18 protein-coding genes are annotated in these 24,287 nt (G+C 52.0%); 8 read left to right on the top strand and 10 right to left on the bottom strand.

The window, feature by feature from the left end; all coding sequences use genetic code 11:
• Positions 1–478 precede the first annotated feature (478 nt).
• A complete protein-coding gene (locus CEK60_RS00195; RefSeq protein ID WP_089037304.1) occupies positions 479–3,418 on the top strand; it encodes a DEAD/DEAH box helicase in 2,940 nt (979 codons plus the stop codon).
• A 717-nt stretch (positions 3,419–4,135) separates the two neighbouring features.
• Here CEK60_RS00195 and CEK60_RS00185 read toward each other — a convergent pair.
• The gene (locus CEK60_RS00185; RefSeq protein WP_089037302.1) at positions 4,136–4,762 is read right to left on the bottom strand and encodes a tyrosine-type recombinase/integrase; all 627 of its coding nucleotides are present in this window, start codon (positions 4,760–4,762) and stop codon (positions 4,136–4,138) included.
• Positions 4,763–5,019: 257 nt separating this feature from the next.
• Here CEK60_RS00185 and CEK60_RS00180 point away from each other — a divergent pair, with 257 nt between their 5' ends.
• On the top strand, positions 5,020–5,811 hold the full coding sequence (locus CEK60_RS00180; protein WP_198361433.1) for a DUF5677 domain-containing protein: 792 nt from the start codon (positions 5,020–5,022) through the stop codon (positions 5,809–5,811).
• A 690-nt stretch (positions 5,812–6,501) separates the two neighbouring features.
• Here CEK60_RS00180 and CEK60_RS00175 read toward each other — a convergent pair.
• The 6 genes from CEK60_RS00175 to lldD form a co-directional block, all read right to left on the bottom strand.
• Positions 6,502–6,792 (bottom strand): MbcA/ParS/Xre antitoxin family protein, encoded by a 291-nt coding sequence (locus tag CEK60_RS00175; protein ID WP_198361432.1) that lies wholly within the window; start codon positions 6,790–6,792, stop codon positions 6,502–6,504.
• Between the two features lie 332 nt (positions 6,793–7,124).
• Positions 7,125–7,430, bottom strand: coding sequence for a LysR substrate-binding domain-containing protein (locus CEK60_RS00170; protein WP_089037300.1), 306 nt, complete (start codon positions 7,428–7,430; stop codon positions 7,125–7,127).
• Between the two features lie 47 nt (positions 7,431–7,477).
• Entirely contained in the window at positions 7,478–10,447 is a 2,970-nt protein-coding gene (locus tag CEK60_RS00165; RefSeq protein ID WP_089037299.1) for a Tn3 family transposase, read from the bottom strand.
• A 2-nt stretch (positions 10,448–10,449) separates the two neighbouring features.
• Entirely contained in the window at positions 10,450–11,010 is a 561-nt protein-coding gene (locus CEK60_RS00160) for a recombinase family protein (protein WP_089037298.1), read from the bottom strand.
• Between the two features lie 194 nt (positions 11,011–11,204).
• A complete protein-coding gene (locus CEK60_RS00155) occupies positions 11,205–11,924 on the bottom strand; it encodes an MFS transporter (protein ID WP_089037297.1) in 720 nt (239 codons plus the stop codon).
• 197 nt (positions 11,925–12,121) lie between these two features.
• Positions 12,122–13,276, bottom strand: coding sequence for an FMN-dependent L-lactate dehydrogenase LldD (gene lldD, locus CEK60_RS00150; protein ID WP_089037296.1), 1,155 nt, complete (start codon positions 13,274–13,276; stop codon positions 12,122–12,124).
• 308 nt (positions 13,277–13,584) lie between these two features.
• Between lldD and CEK60_RS00140 the strand changes: the two genes are divergently transcribed.
• The 3 genes from CEK60_RS00140 to CEK60_RS00130 are packed head-to-tail and all read left to right on the top strand — an operon-like array spanning position 13,585 to position 17,649.
• Positions 13,585–14,358, top strand: a complete 774-nt coding sequence (locus tag CEK60_RS00140) for a GntR family transcriptional regulator (protein WP_009724995.1) — start codon at positions 13,585–13,587, stop codon at positions 14,356–14,358.
• On the top strand, positions 14,355–16,274 hold the full coding sequence (locus CEK60_RS00135; protein WP_089037294.1) for a sensor histidine kinase: 1,920 nt from the start codon (positions 14,355–14,357) through the stop codon (positions 16,272–16,274). The genes CEK60_RS00140 and CEK60_RS00135 overlap by 4 nt, the downstream gene beginning before the upstream one ends.
• Complete coding sequence (locus CEK60_RS00130; protein WP_089037293.1) at positions 16,267–17,649, top strand: sigma-54-dependent transcriptional regulator; 1,383 nt, start codon at positions 16,267–16,269, stop codon at positions 17,647–17,649. Before CEK60_RS00135 ends, CEK60_RS00130 begins: the two co-directional genes overlap by 8 nt.
• Here CEK60_RS00130 and CEK60_RS00125 read toward each other — a convergent pair.
• The 3 genes from CEK60_RS00125 to CEK60_RS00115 form a co-directional block, all read right to left on the bottom strand.
• Positions 17,625–18,296 carry a metal-dependent hydrolase gene (locus CEK60_RS00125; RefSeq protein WP_089037292.1) on the bottom strand — a complete coding sequence of 224 codons (672 nt, stop codon included), beginning with the start codon at positions 18,294–18,296 and terminating at the stop codon, positions 17,625–17,627. The two genes, CEK60_RS00130 and CEK60_RS00125, sit on opposite strands and share 25 nt — an antisense overlap.
• A gap of 111 nt (positions 18,297–18,407) precedes the next feature.
• Entirely contained in the window at positions 18,408–18,944 is a 537-nt protein-coding gene (locus tag CEK60_RS00120; protein WP_089037291.1) for a gamma carbonic anhydrase family protein, read from the bottom strand.
• A gap of 43 nt (positions 18,945–18,987) precedes the next feature.
• Positions 18,988–20,328: a sodium-dependent transporter gene (locus tag CEK60_RS00115; RefSeq protein WP_089037290.1), complete on the bottom strand. Its 1,341-nt coding sequence runs from the start codon at positions 20,326–20,328 to the stop codon at positions 18,988–18,990.
• 222 nt (positions 20,329–20,550) lie between these two features.
• On the opposite strand from CEK60_RS00115, the gene prlC reads away from it, so the two are divergent.
• The 3 genes from prlC to CEK60_RS00095 all read left to right on the top strand — a co-directional run bounded on the left by prlC (position 20,551) and on the right by CEK60_RS00095 (position 24,248).
• Positions 20,551–22,599, top strand: a complete 2,049-nt coding sequence (prlC, locus tag CEK60_RS00110) for an oligopeptidase A (protein WP_089037289.1) — start codon at positions 20,551–20,553, stop codon at positions 22,597–22,599.
• A 62-nt stretch (positions 22,600–22,661) separates the two neighbouring features.
• Entirely contained in the window at positions 22,662–22,913 is a 252-nt protein-coding gene (locus CEK60_RS00105) for a YheV family putative zinc ribbon protein (RefSeq protein WP_089037288.1), read from the top strand.
• Between the two features lie 354 nt (positions 22,914–23,267).
• Positions 23,268–24,248 carry a TAXI family TRAP transporter solute-binding subunit gene (locus CEK60_RS00095; RefSeq protein WP_089037286.1) on the top strand — a complete coding sequence of 327 codons (981 nt, stop codon included), beginning with the start codon at positions 23,268–23,270 and terminating at the stop codon, positions 24,246–24,248.
• Positions 24,249–24,287 lie beyond the last annotated feature (39 nt).

Genomic DNA, 24,287 nt, shown 5'->3' with positions numbered 1-24,287 from the left:
CTAAATAGCAACAACATGCCCTCTCTCACTTGCTACTCCTGTCCCTCCGCCAAGTATTACGAATAAGTCGCTGATTTCATATAATTTTTCTGAAATTTAGCCAGCCTATATCCTAGCCCATACTTTGGCTTTCACTGAATAGAAACAAACCTCTCTGGACGCTCTCTCTTCGTAAGTCGTTTTTTGATACTCGCCTCCATGGCTCAATTCCCTCAAAAGCTTCACTGATGCACGCTCGTGAGGGGGAGGTGACAGCCTCTCTTCTCTCAGATACTGTCCTCTGAAGAGTTTTGAATGGTAGCCACTGGCTGGCAACGACCCTGAGCGGACATCTCGGCAGAAGCGGACACTTAAAGTTCAACAATCCCGCGTCGGGGCTCGACTGGTCTTGTGCTTATGCCTAAACAGGTAAAGTCATGTGCAACAGGGGCATTGCGCCACCTAGCCAAGAAATCCTTTCTGTTCTCAGGTAATCGCCATGGACGACTTAGTAATAACGCATTCGGATGTGTACCAAAGCTGGCAAAATCATCTATTCAATTTTAGATTGGACGACCCTAAGACCAATACGTCTGGTCTACGAAAGCCACAACTAGCCGCACTTTACGCGACCCTTGGTCATCTGGTGGTCGAGCCCGCCGCTACGGCTACAGTGGTCATGCCCACCGGCACAGGGAAAACCGACACAATGCTCGCGCTGATCATTGCCGCGAAAATGAGTCGTACACTGATCCTCGTACCGTCGGACGCTCTCAGAACTCAATTGGTGAACAAATGCGCTGAGATGAAAACGCTGCGTACAGTTGGAGCAGTATCGGACACGGCGCGCAATCCTATTCTTGCTGCCATTGATTCGAAGCTGTCGGAGGCGCAGGTTGCAGAATTAGCCACTGCCAACATCATTGTGGCCACTCCCCAGGCATTGTTGCTATTCGAAAATACCGCCTTGGATTCGTTAGTGAACATGTGTAGCCACTTGATGATTGATGAGGCTCACCATGTCGTGGCAGCCAGTTGGAACCGAATCAAAATAGCCTTTAGGAGCAAACCTTGCATTCAGTTCACAGCGACGCCATTCCGGGAAGATGGTTTGGCTTTGACTGGCAAAATCATCTACAACTACCCGCTGCGGGATGCGCAGCTTGATGGCTATTTCAAAGGTATCGAGTTTCATCCGGTACGGGAATATAACCTCAAGCTGTCGGACCAGGCCATCGCAGACAAGGCTGTTGGGCTGCTCCGGGCTGACCTCAAGGCAGGTTATAACCATTTGATGATGGTTCGGGCCAAGTCGCACAAGCGGGCTACAGACCTGTTTGAGATTTACAACCAGTATCTTGACCTGACGCCAGTTCTGATCCATAGCAAGGTGCCAAACCAAGCCAGAGTGATGTCAGATATCGTCAAGAAAAAACACCGGATCATCGTCTGTGTAGATATGCTTGGCGAAGGCTTCGATCTGCCCGAGCTTAAAATTGCCGCCATTCACGATCAACACCAAAGCCCTGCCGTAACACTTCAATTCATTGGTCGGCTGACGAGGGTAGATGCGGCTCTTGGTGATGCCAAGTTTGTGGCCAACATCGCTAACCAGAAGACCGACCACCAAATGGCAGCCCTTTACAAGGAGAGTGCTGACTGGGGAGCAGTCATTCGCGATGTGAGTGAGCAAAAAGTCAGCCGGGAAATTGCGAAGGCGGACTTTAATGAGCAGTTTGCCGACGGTGATGATGCCCAGGTAATTTTTGGACTGAACCCGAACCCCAAAATTAGCGCTGTGGCATATCGCGTCTCCCCTAAAGACTGGACTCCACAGCGTGCGCAAGGCCTGAATGGGCGCAGAGAAACACTGCAGTACATTTCGATCAACGATCATTCCGATACAGTCATTGCCGTGACCCGGCGCGAGACTCTGGTGGGGTGGGCTCAGACCGAAGAAATTATTGATACCAACTGGAATCTATATATCGCTTTCTACAACAAGGTGCAGGAAACCCTCTTTGTTCACACCTCAGGTGATGATACTCAGGCAACTCGCTTTCTCAATCTTGTGGCCCGAGACTCACGTCGCATCAATGGTGAGCCAACCTTCCGTACACTCCACGATATTCAGCTGATGAAGCTGCAGAACGTCGGACTTTCACGCGCCCGGAAAGACCTACGCTTTACGATGCATGTGGGACGCGATATAAATCAAGTAATCAGCGACATCGAAAAGGGCAATGCTACAAAATCCAACATCTTCGCTACCGGTTTTTGGGGTGGAGAACGAACTACCGTTGGCTGCTCACACAAAGGCAAAATTTGGGAGATGAATTCGTCTCCGATCAACTACTGGATCGAGTGGTGTAAGCGCATGTCGGTCAAGCTCAACGACAACACCATCGACCCTGCTGATGTACTCAAAAATGTTATGCGAGTTGACCAAATCAAGGGCTGCTGGCCAGAAGGCCTGTTTTACGCAGACTGGCCTGAGTCGATCGCGATTGAAAACGAGCAAAGGATCTCGCTGTATTTTCAGGGAGAGACGTTCAACTTTCTCGATGTCGAGCTTGGTAAACCCCATTACAGTGGCGCACGGACGTTGGATATCCCCGTCTTGGTCGCAGGAAACGATGGTGGGGAACGTCGCCTTACATCCATCGCTATCGATTTGTTGGAGGACGGTTACAAGACCTCCTGCCCGGGTGCGAAGATTCTTTGTCCACACGAAATGCCCCTAGATTCCTATCTAGATGCAGAACCACTTGTATTACTCAAGGTTGACGGCTCCATGTTGCAGGGCAATTACCGTCATTACTCGCTCAACAGTATGGATGTCAAACTGCCTATCGGTTTGCTTGAACCTTGGAATTGGGGAACGACGAAAATTCATCAAGAGGCCATGCGTCCGGAGAGACGTGAGGACTCTGTACAAGGCTTTACCTTTGCAAAGATCGCTGATGACTACTCAATCGTCTTCAACGATGATGGTAAAGGCGAAATCGCTGATCTAGTGGCAATTCGAGAAAGCAAGGACGTCATCTACATTGACCTCTACCACTGCAAATTCTGTCCGATGACTAATGGCGTGTCCGCACCCGGGGCGCGCGTTGCCGACGTATACGAGGTATGCGGTCAGGCGTCGAGATCAGTAAAATGGCTTCACACCGGTGATAAGTTCTTCAACCGACTGATGGATCGCTACCAGAAATCATTGCTCAATGACTTCGACAGAATCCTGAAAGGCACGCCTCAGCAGCTGGAGATACTTCGCAACAAATGCCACGACCACGAGTTAACCTTCAAATTTGTGATCGTGCAACCCGCGATATCAGCGAGGAAGGTGTCGCAGGAGCAGCTTGCAGTCTTGGGAACGAGCTACTCGTATATCAAGAGCATCTCTGGCTCGGACATCAAGGTTATTGTTAGTCCTTAATTTATTTACACCACCGGAATTACAACTGATTTCGTTGGTGAAATGCCGTAAGCCGTGTTCCCGATACCTACTTCGCTTTTTCCACTACAAGTTTTGTGCATGCCGTAAACAAGATTAAAGGTCAATTTGGAGAGTCCCAGAGAAAATGGCCCAGTTGGCTGTCGCGAAAAAAATTGCTGCATTAAAAGTGAAAAAAGGGCTTGCCAAGCAAGTCAGAGCATAACCAATCAAAGCAGAAGGAAGCAGCAAGGCTGCGCCGCTGTTTGATGCGTTACATCAGTATCGCCTAAAAGCCCACTTCTGGCCGAATAATGAATGTTTTAGGTATATACTGATGGAAATAATGCAACAGAACACTATCAAATTTGGTTATTACGCAACGACTGAATCTTAATTCTTCGCTGTTCGCCACTAGGTTGAAAAGGTGAAAAAATGCCACGGTACTACGCGAATTTGAATACAGATGAGAATGGAAATCACGAAGTTCATACGACTGGATGCTCGCATCCCCCAGCCGACCACAATCGTGTGCCTTTGGGTATCCATGCTTCCTGCGGCCCGGCGACAGCAGCTGCACGAACGAAGTTTGGTGGAAGAGTTGATGGATGCAAATGGTGCTGCCCAGCATGTCATCGAGGCCGTTGATCGTTCGGGAATACTTATCGTCTGTTACTGGCCGGAAAACGACGGCTCGAAATAGGCCGTCGTTTATCTTTATCAAACCTCTGTCTGTTCTGCCATTTCCAACGCATCATCTACCTCTATCCCTAGATATCTAACGGTGCTTTCCAGCTTCGTGTGACCCAAGAGCAGCTGCACTGCTCTTAGGTTTTTAGTGCGACGGTATATCAGCGAGGCTTTGGTGCGGCGCATCGTGTGCGTGTCATAGATAGACGCATCTAAACCTATTTCGGTGACCCAGGCTTTCACGATACGGGCATATTGGCGCGTGGACAGATACTTTGCGCTATTGATTCGGCTGGGAAATAAGAAATCTTCGCTTCTGAGTTGAGCCAGCTGTATCCAGTCCTCAATTGCGTTTCGGGTTTGCTCCGTTATTTCGAACTGGACAGGTCGATGCGTTTTTTGCTGCATCACGATGGCACGTGGTGATATGCACGTACCATGGGCTATATCTCGTATTCGTAAATTGACAAGGTCGCAGCCACGTAACTTGCTATCAATGGCTAAATTGAAGAGGGCAAGGCCTCTCGCCTTTTTGGCAAGCTGTAGGCGCACACGTATGGCCCAGATATCTCGAAGGCGCAGAGGCGCCTTCTGCCCAACTAGTTTGCCTTTATTCCAAGGTGTAGGTGTACGGGCGATTTCAGTCACAACGTTCATGGCATGTTCCTCCATCAGGTGGAGGTCACAGAATGGCTCAATTCATGCCCCTAATGTGCTAAGGTTAATTTACAGTCGGGGCTCGACCCAAAACGGATGTGCGAAAATGAAGTTGGGCGAGTTAAATCTGGATACATTGTCTAGTATAAATTAAAAAATATGCATATTAATGACTTAGAGTGGATGATGCATTTGTCGGCAAGTTCATTCAATCGGGGTGTGCGTAGTCTAATGCCTGTTATGAATCTTAAGGAGTATTGAGTGGAAGAATTACAGAAAGCTTTTTTAAAAAACTCAATGATCTGATAGTGGCTAATCCAGAACAAGCAGGCCAAATTGATATTAAGCAGATAATAGCTAATGTAACACCGGAGACAGTGAAGTTAATTAAAGGCACCCTTAAAAAATCGACAAAGAAGATGCTGGAGGAACACAGAGCTCTAGCCAGAGAATTCGAAGCACGTAATATTAAACGTTGGTCTAAAGCATTTGATTTACTTGAAACCCACATTGTGATTTGTACTGAAGCAGGAGAAGAATTTAATTCATCGTATCGAGCAACTGCTGTAGAGGATAATGATTTAGTATTCGATATTGCCGTCCGGCATCATGCAAGAGCTTGCCATATAGCTCAAGAAATTCTGCATCTTCTTAAGTCTGGTTTTGCTGATGCAGCTCATGCAAGGTGGAGAGCGCTACATGAAGTCAATGCAACAGCAATGTTTATAGTAAAGCACGGGCAGGAGTGTGCTGAAAGATTTTATTTTCATGATATTGTTGATTCATACGATGGGATGCTTGAACACAAAAAGTATGAAGACAGGCTCCAGGCAAAAGCCGCCTCACAAGAGGAAATAGATAGTTGCAAATTGGAATACGATAAGGTTATTGCGCATTATGGAAAGAAGTTTGGGGATCACTACGGGTGGGCTTCAAATATATTTCCCAATCATAGGCGTGTAGGGTTCACTGCGATAGAAAAGGATGTCGGCTTGGATCACATGCGAAATGGGCTAGTCAGAACGTACATGCGGGCTCAAAGGGAATGAGAAGTCGTCTTGGTCTATGTGAAGCCAAAGAAGATATTCTGCTTGTTGGTCAGAGTAATTCAGGAATGACAGATCCTGCGCACGCAACTGCTATTAGTTTATGTCAAATAACATGTGCTTTATTAGCGTTAGAGCCCACGATAGATCATATTGTTCTCATGAAAATTATGGAAGACTATCAAGAGGATGTTGGGAATGCATTTCTGGATATTCAAAGAATATGAATCATAACAAAAGGTTATAGTCTAACGGTCAGTACTGCGCATATTTTGCTTTACTTACTAGCAGCGTTCAGACAATAAAGCAAAGCACGCTTCATTTCTGCCGTAGCAGAACTGAGCGCTATATCAGTGACACTGAAAAGACCGCTTTTGGCCGTAATCTGACTAAAATAGCGACCATTCCCTTTTTTACACCGCCTTCCGCTTGAAGGTTATCAGGTTGCCCCAGCTTATAACGACTGCAGATAGAACATAAGTTCGGCTGATCAATCAGAAACCACCAAATATTCGGCTATCTTGTAAGCGAACACGTCTATAGGCTCTTCATGAAACCAAATCTGAGCCAGTAATGCAGAGCCGTATAGCAGTCTCTAGTACTTCAATCGTATTTTTCTCTACCATAGGGTCCTTTTTTTAGCTTTGATGAGAGGTTGTGTCTGCCTTCAGCACTTACGATCAAAAGAGTCCGTTATGCAAGGCCGCCCCACTCCAAAGCAAGTAACACTCGCTGAACCTGCTTCGAACCAGACTCAGCTTTGCAAAGCTCTATAGGAATTTGACCATCCAACGCCTGGTTTGGTCGAGCAAGCCAGGCAATAGCAACGTCTTTGTCTTCCCACATATCTAAAGCTAATATACTGATATATGCGACTCTGCTCAGTCGCTCTAGCTTTTGATCCAGCTCGATTTTTTGCTGGTTTTTACCTGCTGTGCATGCTTGATTAGGCATATCTTCAAGACTTTTCTGTTTAGGCTGCATAGATTCCTCTTCGATCACCATCACCGACTACATGACAAAAAGTTTATATTCCCTTTCAGGTGTAAAGAATTGAATTTAGTCGAGCACATCATAGAGAACAAACGACCGTTTGTTGAACGTTGTCAATGCATCCGCCAAAAATCCTCAACTCGCTTGTTTTAAGGCACAAGAGCTCGTACAACTATCTATGAACCGATTAGGTGCCTTTCCTATGATCATTGGTTACGCACGGGTCAGCTGTCGTTTTTCATAACTGAGTTCAGCGGCCTGTCATTCGCAGTTCGGTGATCTGTGCCGCAAAAGTCGGGTTCGGGGTGCTGCTCAAGGGTAGCCTACTTGGACTTGTTTTGAAGGATCCCTTTAATGGCTGAGCAGATTTCCCCTGAATATGGACTGTTTTCGGTGTCACAGTGACGCATGAGCCAGAGGTCCTGCTCATAGCTCACCTGCGGCAAGACCCGCACCAGCCCTGCTGCATTGGCAGCGAAATCCGGAAGAAGGGCGATACCGTGGCCAGCCTGGGCACATACAAGTTGTGAGTGCAGGCTGTCGAAAGACAACGCTGGCGGTGCGCCATCAGTCAGTTCATGCATCCGTTGGGCCAGGAAGACGTATTGAAAGTTCCGGTCCCATCCGATTAACCGTTGATCATGGGGTCAACTCACGAAACGGAAAAAATCGTACGCTAAGCCTCTCGTGGTGTCCGTAGTGGCCGAAAGCGACCGCGCTCGACCCGCTTATCCTGCTGCCAGATGTAATCGCCGGTCAGATTGATGTGCTCCCAGCCCAACGGCGATAGGTGCGACAGCAGCGTGTCGTCGATGTCCTGCCCGGATTCGCGCAGTGCTTCAATGGCTCGCTCTATATAGACCGTGTTCCAGAGAATAATGGCGCTCACCACGAGATTGAGTCCGCTCGCACGGTAGCGCTGGTTCTCGTAGCTGCGGTCGCGGATTTCACCCAGCCGATTCAAGAAGACCGCGCGGGCCAAAGCGTTCTTGGCCTCACCCTTATTCAAACCCACCTGCACGCGACGACGCAACTCGACGTTTTGCATCCAATCGAGTGCGAATAAGGTGCGCTCGATTCGACCTAGCTCACGTAACGCCACGGCCAGCCCGTTCTGGCGCGGATAACTGCTGAGTTTCCGGAGCATTAGCGAGGCAGTTACCGTGCCCTGTTTGATGGATGCGGTCAGTCGCAGAATTTCGTCCCAATGCGCCCGGATGTGCTTGACGTTGACGCGGCCACCAATCATTCCCGCGAGCGTGGGATATCGCTTGGCGTCGCCGTGGATATATAGCCTCCGGTCGGCCAGATCTCGAATACGCGGCGCAAAGCGGTAGCCGAGCATCTGCATCAGCGCAAAAACATGATCGGTAAATCCGGCCGTATCCGTGTAGTGTTCTTCTATACGCAGGTCCGATTCGTGATAGAGCAAGCCGTCCAAGACATAGGTGGCATCGCGCACCGTGGCGTTGATGACCTTTGTGTGGAATGGCGCGTACTGATCGGAGATATGAGTGTAGAACTGCACACCGGGTTCCTGACCGTACTTGAGATTCACATGACCGGCGAATTGGCCCGGACCACCGGCTTTAAAATTTTGTCCGTCCGATGATGAAGTAGTGCCGGTGCCCCAATAAGCCGCGAACGGTTGACGAAACTGCGCGTTGACCACCTCAACCAGCGCGGCTGAATAGGTCTCATCGCGGATGTGCCATGCTTGTAGCCAACTCAGCTTGGCGTAAGTGGTCCCAGGACAGGATTCGGCCATTTTGGACAGGCCAAAATTGATTGCGTCTGCCAGAATCGTGGTGAGAAGGAGTTGTCTATCGTTTGCGAGCGCGCTACTTTTGAGGTGTTTGAAATGCTGTGTAAAACCAGTCCAATCATCGACTTCCAGCAATAGCTCGGTGATCTTGAGGTGCGGCAACCGACAGTAGGCCTGTTGCATCAAAGCATCAGCTTTGTCGGGTACTGCTTTATTTAGTGGCGTTACCTTGAGGCGCCCGGCGGACGTAATACCCGCATCCGGTAGCGCGTCAACGGCAGCTAAGCGCTCAACGCTGTCCAGCTCGTGGTCCAATAGTGCTAATCGCGATTCCAGGTAGGTTTCGCAGCTGGTTTCGACCGACAGTCCGAGACTCTGATGCTCGCGCTGATCGGCAAAACGCACAGGCGGCAGCAGATAGTCCTCAAAATCCTTGAACTGCCGCGAGTCTTGAACCCATATGTCGCCCGAGCGCAGGGCGTTCTTGAGCTCGGAAAACACGCACAACTCATAGAAACGTCGATCGAGCCCGTCCGCTGTAAACACGAGGCCTTCCCAGCGTTTGCGCACGAAGCTGGTCGGCGCGCCGTCTGGCACTTTACGCGCCTGGCGCTGGTTCATGTCTTTCACCAATTCGATGCCGGCAAGTAACTCGCGTGCAGCTGGCGCAGCCTTCATATCCAATGCTTCCAAGAATGTCGGTGTGTAGCGTCGGAGCGTGTTGAAGCCGCTGCTGATCAAAGCGAGGTAATCGAAGTCCTCCGACTGCGCTAGCCGTTCCGCCTCTGTTATGCTTTCGCTGAACACCGCCCAGGGCATGATCGCTTCGATGGCAGCAAACGGATCGCTGCCGGACTGTTTGGCATCTATAAGCGCACGCCCAATACGCGAATAGAGGCGTACCTTATTGTTGATCTCCTTGCCGGAGCGCTGGAATTGTTCCGCGTGCTTGCGCTTGGCTTTGTTGAGCAACGAGCCCATGAAACGATCGTGCAGGTCGATAATCTCGTCAGTCAGTGTCGCTCGTGTGTCGAGGATGATGGCCACAAGTGTCGCGTAGCGGCGGGTCGGCTCCAAGTCGCGCAGATGCTGGGCGGTCATCTGTCCGCCTTCGCGCGCCAGTTTCAGCAGACGATTCTGGTGAATGGTGTGTTCTAGCCCAGACGGGATTTCCAGACCGCGAACAGTCTGCAATCGTTCAAGGTGAGCGAGAATATGCTTGGGCCTGGGCGGACCGGGCGACTGGCGCAGCCAGACCAGAACACTTCTCGACATTTCCTTGTGGATCGCCAGAAGCTGATCAAAAGCGTGGCGATGCTGATCAGTTAATAATGAGGTCAGAGCTTCATATACGAGGCGGGTACCGAGAGTAAGTGCTTCGCTACACATTCGCTCGATCACATCCAGCGACGGCAAGATGATGCGCTGCTGTCGTAACATCTCGACCAGCGCTTCAGCCAACACGAGACCCCGATCCGTTTGTTGGGCGAGTTCAGCGATCGGATCAATGAGGCGTCGATAATCGACATGGCTGAACGGTGATAGATTCAACCACGCCTGCAATTCTACCAAGTGCTCACGTCGGGTTTCGGGCCGTTGGGCATACTGTGGCCAAATGTCGGGCTCGATATCCAACTGTTGGCCAATGAGCTCCAGCAAGGATGCGGGCGGTACGGCATCGGGCGGCAGCGCGATGCCGGGATGGCGCAGATAACACAGTTGCAGCGCGAAACCGAACCGGTTGTGCTGTCCGCGCCGCTGACGGATTACCGACAGGTCGGACTCTGATAACGCGTAGTGTCGGATGAGTTCATCATCGGTCGCCGGGAATGTAAGCAGGCTTTCTCGCTCGGTGGCAGTCAACAGGCGGCGACGTGGCATGATCAGGCATCCCCTTTCAGATATTGATAGAGCGTCTCGCGGCTGATACCAAATTCTCGGGCCAACTTTGCTTTCTGTTCGCCACTCGCGACTCGCCGCCGAAGCTCAGCAGCCCTGTCCGGAGAGAGGGCCTTCTTACGCCCTCTATACGCCCCACGCTTTCGCGCCAGGGCGATGCCTTCGCGTTGTCTCTCGCCAATCAACGAGCGCTCAAACTCTGCGAATGCGCCCATGACGGATAGCATCAGGTTGGCCATTGGCGACGCTTCGCCGGTGAAAGTGAGATTCTCCTTAATAAACTCGATGCGGACACCGCGCTCAGTCAGGGTCTGGACCAGACGACGCAAATCGTCGAGGTTACGCGCCAAGCGGTCCATGCTATGAACCACGACAGTATCGCCTTCACGCACAAAAGCGATCAATTGCTCCAGTTCGGGCCGATGAACATCTTTCCCGGACGCCTTTTCAGTGAACACCCGATCGACCGCGACCTGTTCGAGCTGTCGTTCTGGATTCTGATAGAGACTGCTAACCCGAACATAACCAATCCGTTGACCGCGCAAAGCATCCCCCTATGCCAGAGTGTCAGGAAAGGCTCTAATACCCAAGCAGACTAGCGTCAATTATAATCAATAAGAACCCTAAACTGACGTTTTGGTGTCGAACGACTGACGCCCAGTTAGGCTATAGCCTAACTGGGCACAAACAATATTAAGGAGCCTGAGCGGCGTACGGACACTTTAGCCATACCTCGCCGCTATTCGGGTTGCCCCACCACGCCGGAATTGACAAGCGGTCGAAGCACCATGATGGCCACGCCAAACAGAACCGTTCCAAGGGCTGCAACCCAAAGCGACCCATTGGCATAGCCGATACCGGCCAGACTGGCCGATAGGGCTATCCCGATGTGCATCAGGCTCATGCCTAGAGCGATCAGAGCTCCGCGTCGTGCGGGAGCCAGTCTGGCGATGTGGTATTGCAGGGCGGGAGAGCCCACTCCCCCCGCAAGCGCCCATAACGGCAATGCAATTAGCAAGGACCATGGCAGTGCGCTTGCTACTGAAAATACCATTACATTCATGACCAAGCATATAACTAGGGCGATGCGCATGACGCGCCGCCCATCGCCGAGGCATGAAATCATCACGGGCATCATGAAATTGCCCGCCATACTGAGGACCCCGAGCAAGACGTACGTCAATCCGATGATGCCTGTTCCGTACCCGGCAACATCGCGCAAGCGCTCACCGATTAGCGTAAAAATGCCGATGCCACCGCCAAGCCCAAAACCCATTGCGATCAGAGCACCCAAGGCCCCCGGTACAAGCAAGGGGGCTTTGGGCTTGGGCTTCGTGACAACGACTACCGAATGCGATTGTGGTTTGATCACGAATGCCAGCGCCGCAAAAGGCACAGCTGCAAGGCCAAGCGCGATAAAGGCCACCCGCCAGGAGAACAGCGCGGTCAGTAGCGACATCGAAGCATGTTGCTGCTGAGTTCTTCTAACCCTCTGACAAACCGAAGGTTTTCACCTTCAATCACCGCTGGTAACGCTGTGCGTCCCCGGCAGCGGATGCGTACTTTACGGATTCGCTGCCGTCTTGGCAAGTGGTTTTGTAAAAAAACTCCAACATTCGTCTATTACCCTAATGCCAGCAGTAGCATCCCCTCTATTTAAGTAAGCGCAGGAATTGAGTCAGGCACTAATGACTCGGTGCTGAGATCAGCAATTGTTCGCGCACCGGTGAGCGTCATCGCCACCTTCATCTCTTTTTCGAAAAGCTCAAGCAGGTTAGCAACTCCCGCCTCACCTGCTGCTGCAAGCGCATAGATAAAGGCGCGACCAATCAATGCTGTATCTGCGCCCATGGCAATCATCCTTACTACATCCAAACCATTACGCACACCAGAATCAGCCAGAATGGCTAAATCACCCTTAACTGCATCTGCAATAGCAGGCAGGGCACGCGCGGTAGAAGGCACGCCATCCAACTGACGGCCACCGTGGTTTGAAACTACAATGCCATCAGCCCCAAAGCGGACTGCATCACGGGCATCATCAGCATCCAGTATGCCCTTAATAACCATTGGGCCATCCCACTGCTCACGAATCCAATCCAGATCTTTCCAGGAAATAGAGGGATCAAAGTTATCGCCAAGCCAGGCAATATAATCTTCAAGCTCCGTCGGCTGACCACGATAATCAGACACGTTGCCTAGGTCATGCGGGCGACCATTCACACCGACATCCCAAGCCCAAAGAGGATGCAACGCAGCTTGAAGCATCCGTTTTATAGGCCCGCTTTTGCCGCTCATGCCCGAATGGGCATCGCGATAACGCGCACCAGGCACAGGCATATCAACGGTGAAGACTAATGTTTTAACCCCTGCCGCCTTAGCACGCTCAAGCACGTGCTTCATAAAGCCCCGATCCTTCAATACATAAAGCTGAAACCAGATGGGCCGCTCCACTGCCGCTGCCACTTCTGCAATTGGGCATACGGAGACCGTCGATAACGTAAACGGTATGCCCTTATTGGTCGCTGCCCGTGCTGCCTGGACTTCACCACGCCTAGCGTACATGCCTGTTAGCCCCACCGGCGCCAAGGCAAGAGGCATTGCCATCTTTTCACCAAACAGCTCGGTTTCCAGCGATAGCGACGACATATCCTTCAACACCCGTTGCCGCAACGCGATACCCGCTAGGTCTTCAACATTGTGCCGCAACGTATGCTCTGCGTATGACCCACCATCAGCATAGTGAAACAGAAACGGGGGGATACGACGCTTGGCAGCTAGGCGGTAGTCCGTCGGTGATGAAATGATCATGGCAGGCCCTATGCAATAAACAGATGCACTATCGATAAGTACTATCTATAAACGGTCATCGAAGCGTCAGTGTTAAACGCCCTAGATAAAATTGGTTTTACCAATTTACAAAAAATTTGCATCAACAGTAATGAGGCGCCGCAGTCGTGTCAAACGCGCATCACGCACCACGGCGTATTTTGGCCATATACTTTAGTTATAAAACAAACAAGCGGTGCCAATAGTCACCAATTTGCTAGCCTTTTACTGTTGAGACAAACCATTAAAGCCCCTACTATTGGTCTTACCAATTATGAGGATCTGCACTAATGACTTATCCACCGCTCCGCCAGCAGCGCTTGGCTGATGTGATTACCGAGCGCCTTGAGGCAATGATTCTTGAAGGTAGCCTCAAGCCTGGTCAGCGCCTGCCACCAGAAAGAGAGCTTGCTGAACGTTTTGGCGTGTCGCGCCCCTCTCTACGTGAAGCCATCCAAAAGCTTGCCGCACGAGGCCTGCTTACCAGCCGCCAAGGGGGTGGTACCTTCGTGAATGAAACGCTCAACAGCGGCTACACCGACCCTTTGCTGGAGATGCTTTCCCGACACAACGAATTTCATTTGGATTTGCTTGAATTTCGCGATGCGATGGAAGGCATTTCGGCTTATTACGCCGCGTTACGCTCGACGCCAGCGGACAAAGCGGTATTAATCCAGCGCTTTGAAGAACTTGACGGTGGATTTGTGGGTGCCAACCCCGCCCAGGAAGCAAAGCTGGATGCCGCCTTCCACCTCGCTATTGCAGAAGCCGCTCATAACGTACTGTTACTTCACACTATTCGAGGAATTTTTCATTTATTAGAGCAGAGCATCGTTGATAACCTCGCCCATCTTTTTGCAAAGCCCGACTCGCGCTCGCAGTTAATGAAGCAGCACCGCGCCCTGCTAGATGCGATTTTAGAAGGCCGTGCTGAAGATGCCCGCAGCCGGGCGCACGAGCACCTAGTATACGTTGAGGAAGGTCTTCTCGAGATGGCCAGAGCGGAAACACGCGCCCAGCGAGCCCTGCGTCGTGCCCAAGGTACTAGTAGCACACCCGCATGAGTCGCTTACCCCGCCTTTCAGACTATCGCTGGCGGCTACTCTGGCTGATCGCGATTCCGCTAGGGCTGTTGCTATGCATGTGGCAAGCCGCTCAACTGGCCCGTGAGCAGGCGCTATCAAACTTACAAGACGATGCCGAAAACGAGCTGCGGCTTTCTGCCGCCAACTTAAACGGTTACCTGCTGCGCTATGATTATTTGCCACAAATGCTGGCGACCAGGGAAGGCGTACAACGTTTTTTAGACTCCCCAGACAGCCAAGACCCCATGCCGCTCAACTTACTGCTTGACCGTTTTCGCTTTACCTCTGGGGTCTCTGATGTCTATTTGCTTAACCGTAACGCTGATACCATCGCTGCCAGCAACTGGCACCGCCCCAATACATTCATTGGTCAAAACTACGCGTTTCGCAGCTACTACACCGACGCCATTACCGGGGGGCAGGGGCGTTTCTTTGGCTTAGGCGTACAGTCACTTGAACGTGGTTACTACTTTTCTGCGCCGGTGTGGCTTGATGACACCTCGCCCGATGCAAAACCCGACGGCGTTATCGTCGTCAAAGTGCTGCTCGACGATGTTGAAGAGGGTTGGGCGGAACAGGACGCTGAGCTGTTTGTCACCGATAGCGACAATATTATCTTCATGGCCAGCCACCCTGAGCTACGCATGAATGCCCTCCATCCTCTCACTGACGACCAACGTGACACCCTACGGGCAACCCGACGCTATGCAATGGAGCCTTTAACGCCTTCCGGCATTGAGATTGAAGCCCCTTACGGATCCGATAGCTATCTCGTTAGCTTTGCTAGCGGCCCACTAACCGGTGGGCACTATTTAAGCCTTACGCGCCCCATCCCAGAGTTTGGCTGGCAAATGCATATTTTAAAACCACTCACCCCCGTAGTGAACGCCCAGTGGATTGCGGCGCTGATGGCGGGAGGCTTATATGGCGTGATAGCCCTGGGCGGCGGCATTGGTTGGCAACGCATGCGTTTACGCCGAGAGCGCGAAGCATTTGCAGAGCGCGAACGACAGACCTTAGCCAGGGTACGCGATGAGCTAGAGGTTAGCGTAGAACGAAGAACACGTGATTTAGTCGCCAGTAATCAGCGGCTTTCTGGTGAAATAGAAGAGCGGCGGCGAGCAGAAGCTAATCTACGCCAAACCCAAGATGAGCTGATCCAGGCAGCAAAGCTTGCGGTATTGGGTCAATTGGCTGCCGGTATTAATCACGAGTTAAATCAGCCATTAGCGGCTATTCGCGCTTACGCTGAAAATGGCCGGCGGTTTATTGAACTGGCGCGGGTAGATAAAGCGGACGCCAACCTAGCGCAAATTGTCGAGCTTACCCAGCGCATGGCCGATATTAGCGCTCAGTTGCGCCAGTTCTCTCGTAAGAGTAGCGAGCGCCAGGAAACAATCTCTGTGCAAGCCTGTATTGAGTACGCCCTGCGTTTATTTCACAGCCGCTTACGCGATGATGGCATCGAGGTAGTCCAACAATGGCCCGAGGAAACGCTTTGGGTTGAGGGTGATTTAGTCCGCCTGGAGCAAGTACTGGTGAATCTGATCAGTAACGCGTTACAGGCCATGAAAGAGGTAGCATCACCCATGCTGACGCTAAGTGTCGAAATCGCACAACAGCAAGTGATGATCAGCGTTGCCGATAATGGCCCAGGTGTTGCGGAAAACCACTTGGGCCAAATTTTCGAACCCTTCTTCACCACCAAAGCACCCGGTAGCGGATTAGGGCTAGGACTTTCGATTTCCTCACGTATTATGGAGGATCTGGGCGGCAAGTTGCAGGTAGCGAATCAGCCCTCTGGCGGGGCACGATTCATCATTACGCTACCCTGTTCAACAACACCTAACGTACTGCCGCCATACTCAGTCAAGGAGAGTAACAACCATGCATGAGCCGTCGACGCTGCCGGTCATGGTGATCGACGACGAACCGCACCTGCGTATCACCGCCAGCCAAACACTCGAACTCGCTGGCTACACGCCTCACTGTTTTGAGTCTGCAGAACAAGCGCTTGAGGCACTACCAGCAAACTTTCCCGGCGTAATCGTGAGTGATATTCGCATGCCTGGAATGGACGGTATGGCGCTATTACATGAATTACACAGCCGTGATGCCACACTGCCGATTATCTTAATCACTGGCCACGGTGACATCTCAACCGCGGTCGAGGCGATGCGCGCAGGTGCTTGGGATTTTCTGGAAAAGCCTTTTGCTGGGGATCAGCTACTCGATGTCGTGAGGCGAGGAATCGAAAAGCGCCAGCTGAGCCTAGAAAATTTACGCTTAAAGGCCGAGCTTGAGGTTCAGCAGGCAGCTCTTGGGCCACGCCTTGTAGGCCGCACACCCGTGATTTCTCGTCTGGCAGCAATGATTCAGCGCATCAGCCAAGTAGAAGCCGATGTGCTGCTATTTGGCGAAACCGGCACTGGAAAAGACCTTGTCGCCCGCGCCATTCATGAACGTAGCGCCCGGCGCAATAGCCCGTTTATGGCGATCAACTGCGGCGCAGTACCAGAAAACACCATAGAGTCAGAACTGTTTGGCCATGAGAAAGGCGCCTTTACCGGCGCTGTAGAACGGCGAATTGGTAAATTCGAGCATGCCAATGGTGGCACCGTGTTCCTGGATGAAATCGAATCAATGCCATTGGCACTTCAGGTGAAGCTGTTGCGCGTATTGCAAGAGCGTAGCGTCGAGCGCCTAGGGGCCAACGAGACGGTGCCACTCAATATACGAGTGATTGCGGCCACCAAAGTGGATCTCAAAGTCGCTGCTGAAGAGGGTAGCTTTCGCGAAGATCTCTACTATCGACTCAACGTGGTTACCCTGCCACTGCCCGCGCTACGCGAACGGCGTGAGGACATTCCGCTGCTGTTCCAGCATTTCGCCGTGGTCGCTGCCAACCGTAGCGGTTTAGAAGCGCCCACCCTGGGCAGCCATTCAATAGCCGCCCTGCTGGCTCACGACTGGCCTGGTAATGTTCGCGAACTGCGTAACCTTGCTGAGCGTTATGTGTTACTGGGAGCAGCCTTTGACTACCGCCTGGATGCGCTACTGGAAGGGGCCAACGCCGACACCGAAGAGCCAACCTTGCCGCGCCAGGTAGAGCTATTTGAAAAGAGCCTGATTAGCCAATCCCTGTCCCGTCATCATGGGCGCGTAACCGACGTATGCCGTCACCTGGGAATACCCCGCAAAACCTTCTATGACAAACTCAAAAAACACAGTTTAAGCGCTGACGATTATCGCCATAGCAGCGACCCTTGATGAAACAACTCAATCAACACGTCCCACGGCGGCACCCAAGGCACCAAGGTAAATAGCGCAATCAGCATAAAGACGTTCGAGAGTGGGCGACGACCATCGCCCAGCTTTAGCGCGGTTCCAAAAGAGCGTTTTAACCGCGCACCTTCTAGGTCCACGCTGAAAAGCTCGTCCAGGCTCAAGTGAATGATAAATCCTAGCAGTACCGCTGCACTATGGCACCAGGCCAACCAAGCCGGCTGTGCCAGCAAATGAAAACTGAACGCGGCAGTCACCAGCGCGCACAGCACAGCCGCCATCAATGAGTGCCAAATACCTCGATGAACCGTTAGCCGTGAGAACACCACCGCCGCAAAATAACGCACGCTAACGTAAATGCCACCACACGCCACTAGCAACAAACCGGGTGTTAACCAGGGCTGCAACAGCAACACACCAAGCACCAGCGAAGGCACCGATAAAAGATTAAAAATCAAACGGATAGAGCGAGAACGATCGGCATCTATGTCGGGTAAAATACCGCCAAAGGCTACCAGGGCAATAATTAATAGCGCTTGAGTCGCTGGCCACCACTCAGCCTGCCAGCCGACACAAGCCACTAGCACACCGCCTGCTGCTGCTACCGTAATATGCGTGCGAAAATTCGCCATAGCGCGGCATCCTGGAAAACTGGATAAATTACCAGACTTTTGGCTGCCGCAACATGACTATTTAAGAAAAAAGAGTGTTAGGCCAACTGCTTAGCACCTACATTAGAAAATTTACTGGGCGAGGAACTGATCTTTTAACTTAACGTAGTTACCTGCCGTGTAAGGAAAGAAAGCGCGCTCTTTATCTTTAAGTGGACGCAATGCTTTCGCCGGGTTTCCAGCGTATACATGGCCACTTTCCAAACGTTTGCCTGGCGTGACTACCGCGCCAGCAGCAATAATCACCTCATCCTCGACAACCGCCCCATCCATCACAATCGCCCCCATACCCACCAAAATGCGACTACCCAGCGTACAGCCATGCAAAATCGCTTTATGGCCAATGGTGACATCATCACCAATCGTCAGTGGAAAGCCGTCAGGATTGAAGTCGCTGGCATGGGTAATATGCAGCACGCTGCCATCCTGCACGCTAGTGCGAGCGCCAATGCGAATCCGGTGCATATCACCCCGAATCACCGTCATCGGCCACACCGAACAGTCATCGCCCAGCTCTACATCACCAATCACCACGCTAGCGGGGTCGACATAAACCCGCTCGCCAAGGCGAGGCGAAATACCTTGAAAGGGTCGTAGGGCATTGCTCATTGCACACTCCTGCTTAACGCTATTGGATTCAAATATTCAAGGACTATAGCAACCCGCCGAGCAAAACAATAAACGTCAGCGGAATCGACACCCAGCGTACAATATTACGCCAGAGTACATAGCCACTCTCCCCAACACCCAATGCTTGTACAACCTGCTCGCGGGGCATTACCCAAGCAGCAAAGACCGCAATTAACAATCCACCCAAAGGCAGGAAGATATCAGGCGGAATACTACTGACTAGCTCAAACACATTGCGTCCGAACAACGGCCTGAAGTCGGCGAGAGTAGAAAACGAAAACGCCGAAAGCAGTCCCAACAGCCATACACTCAGCGCTACGACGGCCGTTGACACACTGCGCCGCCATCCAAGCCCTTGCAACGTCGCCACCATGGGTTCAGCGAGGTTAATCGCTGAGGTCCAGGTAGCCAATAAGAGCAATAAAAAGAACACACTTAACCAAAACGCTCCCCAAGGCAGCTCAGAAAAAGCAATAGGCAGCGTCACAAACATCAACCCTGGGCCGTCAGCGGGGTCCATACCTTGGGCAAATACCACCGAAAAGATCGCAATCCCTGCTAACAAGGCGACGCTGATATCGAGCATTGCAACTGCAAACGCAGCTTTCGGCAGGCTCTGCTCATCAGGCATATAAGCCCCGTAAGCCATTAGCGCGCAGGCCCCCACTGCCAGGGTAAAAAACGCATGCCCCATGGCATGCAACACCACTGTGGCCGTTACATCGCCAAACGACGGTAAAAACAGCCATGAAAGCGCTGTACCAAATCCGTCAGTGGTTGTGGCGTAACCAGCCAGTAGCAACAATAAACCGTACAGCAGCGGCATTAATAGGTTGTTCAGCCTCTCTAGGCCTTTGGCAACACCCGCTGCCACCACCGTCATGGTCATAAATAGGAACAACGAGTGGTTAAAAATCAACAGGCCTGGGTTTGCCAGAAACGCCTCGAAACCCGCGCCTATTTCTGCTGCGCTTGCGCCATCGAAATCCCCGTTTATTGAAGCGACTAAAAACTCAATCGACCAACCTGACACCACCGAGTAAAACGATAAAATACAGAAGACGGTGAATGCGCCAAACAACCCTAACCAGCGCCAGTGTCGAGTAGCACCTGCTTCAACGGCCAGTCTACTTAGCGCTTGCATTGGCCCACGACGCCCTGCCCGACCAATTAAAATCTCGGCCATCATTACGGGGATACCTAACAGCAGTACAAACGCCACATAGATCAATAAAAATGCCGCACCACCGTTCTCGCCTGCAACGTACGGGAAACGCCAAATATTACCCAGCCCAACTGCAGCTCCCGTTACCGCTAAGATAAAGGCCCGCTTTGACCCCCAGCGCTCCAGCGTTTCACTCATCACTTGCTCCTGCCATTGGTGGCACTAGTTGGCGACACTAAAAGGCGGCAAGACTAGCAGGCGCTTACGCCCAGGCCAAACCCTGGTGTAAGCCACAGTATTCAGCCCAGACATTGAAACACGGCCTCACCGCCCGCACTGTGTCATTATTATTGCGTTTTTATGCGCCCCTAACGTATTAAAAACGTTGCGAGTTAAAAAATTAATGCCTACGAGGTGCCTATGTCCCGCAATCCGTTGCTAGAGCCGCACGAGCTTCCCCCTTTCGCTGACATTCGCGCCGAACACGTCGTGCCTGCGGTAGAAACGCTGCTGAATGAAAGCCGAGAAGTCATCGACCGACTCGCTCAACAGGCCGCTACAGCGCCACCACGTTGGGATAACTTTGCTGTGCCGCTAGAGGCTGTTAATGACCGGCTTACCCAAGCGTGGTCGCCCATCTCGCATCTCAACGGCACGATGAACACAGCCGAGCTGCGGGAGGCTTATCAAGCATGTTTGGAAAAACTCTCGGCGTTTAGCACCTGGATGGGACAACACGAAGGTCTCTTTAAAGGCTGGCAAGCGCTTAAGCAGGGTGATGAATGGGCAACGCTAACGCCTGCTCAGCAGCGCACAGTAGAAAACGCTTTACGTGATTTCCGCTTAGCTGGGGTTGATTTACCTGCAGACAAAAAGGCTCGCTACGGCGAGATTCAAGCGCGTCTCTCCAGCCTATCCAATCAGTTTTCAAACAACGTGCTCGATGCTACCCAAGCTTGGCATAAGGATATTGGTCATCTTGATGAACTCACCGGCGTGCCGGAAAGCGCGCTTGATACGCTAAAAGCAACCGCCCAGGCAAAAGGCGTCGATGGGTATCGCATCACCCTCGATTTCCCGAGCTTTTTCCCTATTATCAGTTATGCCGACAACCGAGAGTTGCGGCGAGAGGTATACACCGCGTTTGTCACGCGTGCTTCCGATCAAGGCCCAGACACAGGTAAGTTCGATAACGCTCCCGTTCTTGAAGAGATTTTGGCACTCCGCCAAGAGCTCGCCCACCTGCTTGGCTTTAATACCTACGCCGATTACTCGCTCACCACTAAGATGGCCGATTCCCCCGAACAAGTGCTTGAGTTTTTGAATGACTTAGCTCGCCGCGCCGTTCCCCAGGCCAAGGAAGAAGTCGCGGAGCTCAGCGACTATGCCCGTGAAGAATTAGGGCTTGAAACGCTTGAGCCGTGGGATGTGTCTTATGCCAGCGAAAAGCTGCGCGAAGCCCGCCACGCCATCTCACAAGAGCAGCTTCGTCCTTACTTCCCTGCGCCACAGGTGGTAGATGGGCTGTTCCAGGTAGTCGAACGTCTTTACGGTGTTCGCGTGGAAGCAGCGCCTGATGCGCCTAGCTATCACAACGATGTTCAATATTTCCGCATTAGCGAACAAGGTAAGCCGATCGCCGGTTTCTATTTGGATTTGTACGCTCGCGAAAACAAGCGGGGCGGAGCGTGGATGGCGGATTGCCGAGTACGTCGTCAAACTGAAAATGGCCTACAACTACCAGTGGCGTTTCTGACCTGCAACTTCACCGCCCCAGTGGGCGATAAACCCGCGTTGCTAACCCATGATGAAGTCACCACGCTGTTCCATGAGTTCGGCCACGGCTTGCATCACATGCTGACCAAACAGGACATCGCCGATATCTCTGGCATTAACGGTGTTGCTTGGGATGCGGTTGAACTGCCCAGCCAATTCATGGAGAACTACTGCTGGGAACGCGAAGGGTTAGACCTGATCGCCAAGCACGTTGATACTGGTGAGCCTCTGCCCGCTGACCTGCTAGCGCGTTTACAGGCTGCCAAGAACTTTCAGTCAGCAATGGGGATGGTGCGCCAAATAGAGTTTTCATTATTCGACTTGCGCCTGCACCATGAGTTGGAAGCACCTAGCGCCAGCGACGTTCAAACGCTATTGAACGACGTACGTAGCCACACATCCGTCGTGCCGACGGTTGACTTTAACCGCTTCCAGAATAGCTTTAGCCATATTTTTGCGGGCGGCTATGCGGCGGGCTATTACAGCTACAAATGGGCGGAAGTGCTCTCTGCCGATGCTTGGAGCGCGTTCGAAGAAGCGGGGATTTTTGACCCTAACACTGGCCAACGCTTCCGCCAGGAAATTCTGGAACCTGGCGGCGCGAGGGATGCCGCCGAGCTATTTCGCGCTTTCCGAGGCCGCGAACCAAGCGTAGAGCCACTATTACGCCATAGCGGTATCCGCGCAGCCTGAGGTTTATTTTCACTATTACCGGGTGCGGTATCTGTCTTGTTACCGCGCCCTTGGAGCCTGTTATGTCGAGCGTGAAACGCTTTATTGCTGGGGTAACCTGCCCACGCTGCGCGGCCATGGACCGGATTCGCGCCTGGGAGCAAAACAACATTCGCTACCGGGAATGCGTTAACTGCGATTTTTTCGAGCAGTTGCCGATTGAAGATGAGACGGCACCAGAGCTGACTACCCGCGTTAACCAAGTACGCGAAGAGCAAAAAACGCAGGATGTACAGCCAGTACGCATTCTCGATCCCGGCAAACCTAAGCGTTAACCGCCTATTCCCAGCATTGATGCTACCGCTTTCAATTTAAGCCTCCACCACGTTGGGGGCCAACCAATTCCTCACTCCTCACTCCTCACTCCTCACTCCTCACTCCTCACTCCTCACTCACAAAAGTGTGCGAAAAACCACACACCAACTAACCTATGGTGTGCGAAACCCCAGACACTTAACGCTTTTTTTGTTTCAACCAAAGTTGAATAAGAAATCTTTAAGTAGCTGATTTTAATAATCAGCCCGCCTATTGGCATGACTATCGCTGTATATAAATTGCTTAACGTTGAAGCCACTGGCTGTGCCAGCACGCCAGACGATAATCCCAATAACAGCTTAGGAAATCTCGCCATGCGCAATATGATGCCTAAAACCGTCGCCCTTCTTGCCAGTAGTGCCCTTTTAGTAGCAGGCACTGCCCAAGCAGACCGCTCAGAATGGCCCGATAACTTCACTGTCGGTACCGCAAGTCAGGGCGGCACCTACTTCGTTTATGGCTCAGGCTGGGCTAACTTTATTGCTGATGAGCTGGATGTTTCAGGTGGCGGTGAAGTCACCGGCGGCCCGACTCAAAACCTAGCGCTTGTACACAGCGGCGATATGGCCTTTGGTCTAACGACGATGGGCCCAGCGTCGGACGCTGTTAACGGTGAAAGTCCGCTAGCGCCTGGCTTGGCAATGGACAATGTATGCGCGCTGTTCCCGATGTATGAAACACCTTTCTCTATTGCCGCTCTTTCAAGCTCAGGCATTGAATCCATCTCAGATATTCCTGATGGCGCGCGCATCGGCTTCGGCCCAGCCGCTTCTACATCAGACACTTACTTCCCCGCTATCCTCGAAACGCTGGGCGTTGAGTTTGATCGTCGTAATGGCGGCTGGTCTGACTTAGGTGGTCAGCTGCAGGATGGCCTGCTGGATGTGATCGCGTTTGCAGCGGGTATTCCGATTCCGGCCGTTAGCCAACTCGAAGTACAGACCGATGTGAACATCATTGAGTTTACCGAAGAAGAGATGGCCACCGTCCTGGACGCCTTCCCGGTTGCTGAATTCACTATCCCAGCAAGCACTTACACCACACTGGAAGAAGACGCACGCGCTGTGTCTATGTGGAACTTCGCCATTGCGGGTTGTGATCTGCCGGAAGACTTTATCTATGAAGTCACCAAAGCCACGATGGAAAACAATGACCGTATGCGCTCAGTGCACCGCAGCGCTGAAACCACCATTCCAGAAAACATCGTCCACAACAAAGTGCTGCCCTTCCATCCGGGCGCTGCACGCTGGTACGAAGAGAATGGCTACGACATTGCTGATGACATGATCAACTAAGCCAAGTTCCTCTTCACGCTGCCCTGTTTTCCGCTGGCC

Source organism: Halomonas sp. N3-2A (genome assembly GCF_002216165.1).
In the GTDB taxonomy this organism is placed as follows: domain Bacteria; phylum Pseudomonadota; class Gammaproteobacteria; order Pseudomonadales; family Halomonadaceae; genus Vreelandella.
The sequence above is the reverse complement of the archived record's forward strand: the minus strand, read 5'-3'. Positions and strand labels throughout refer to the sequence as shown.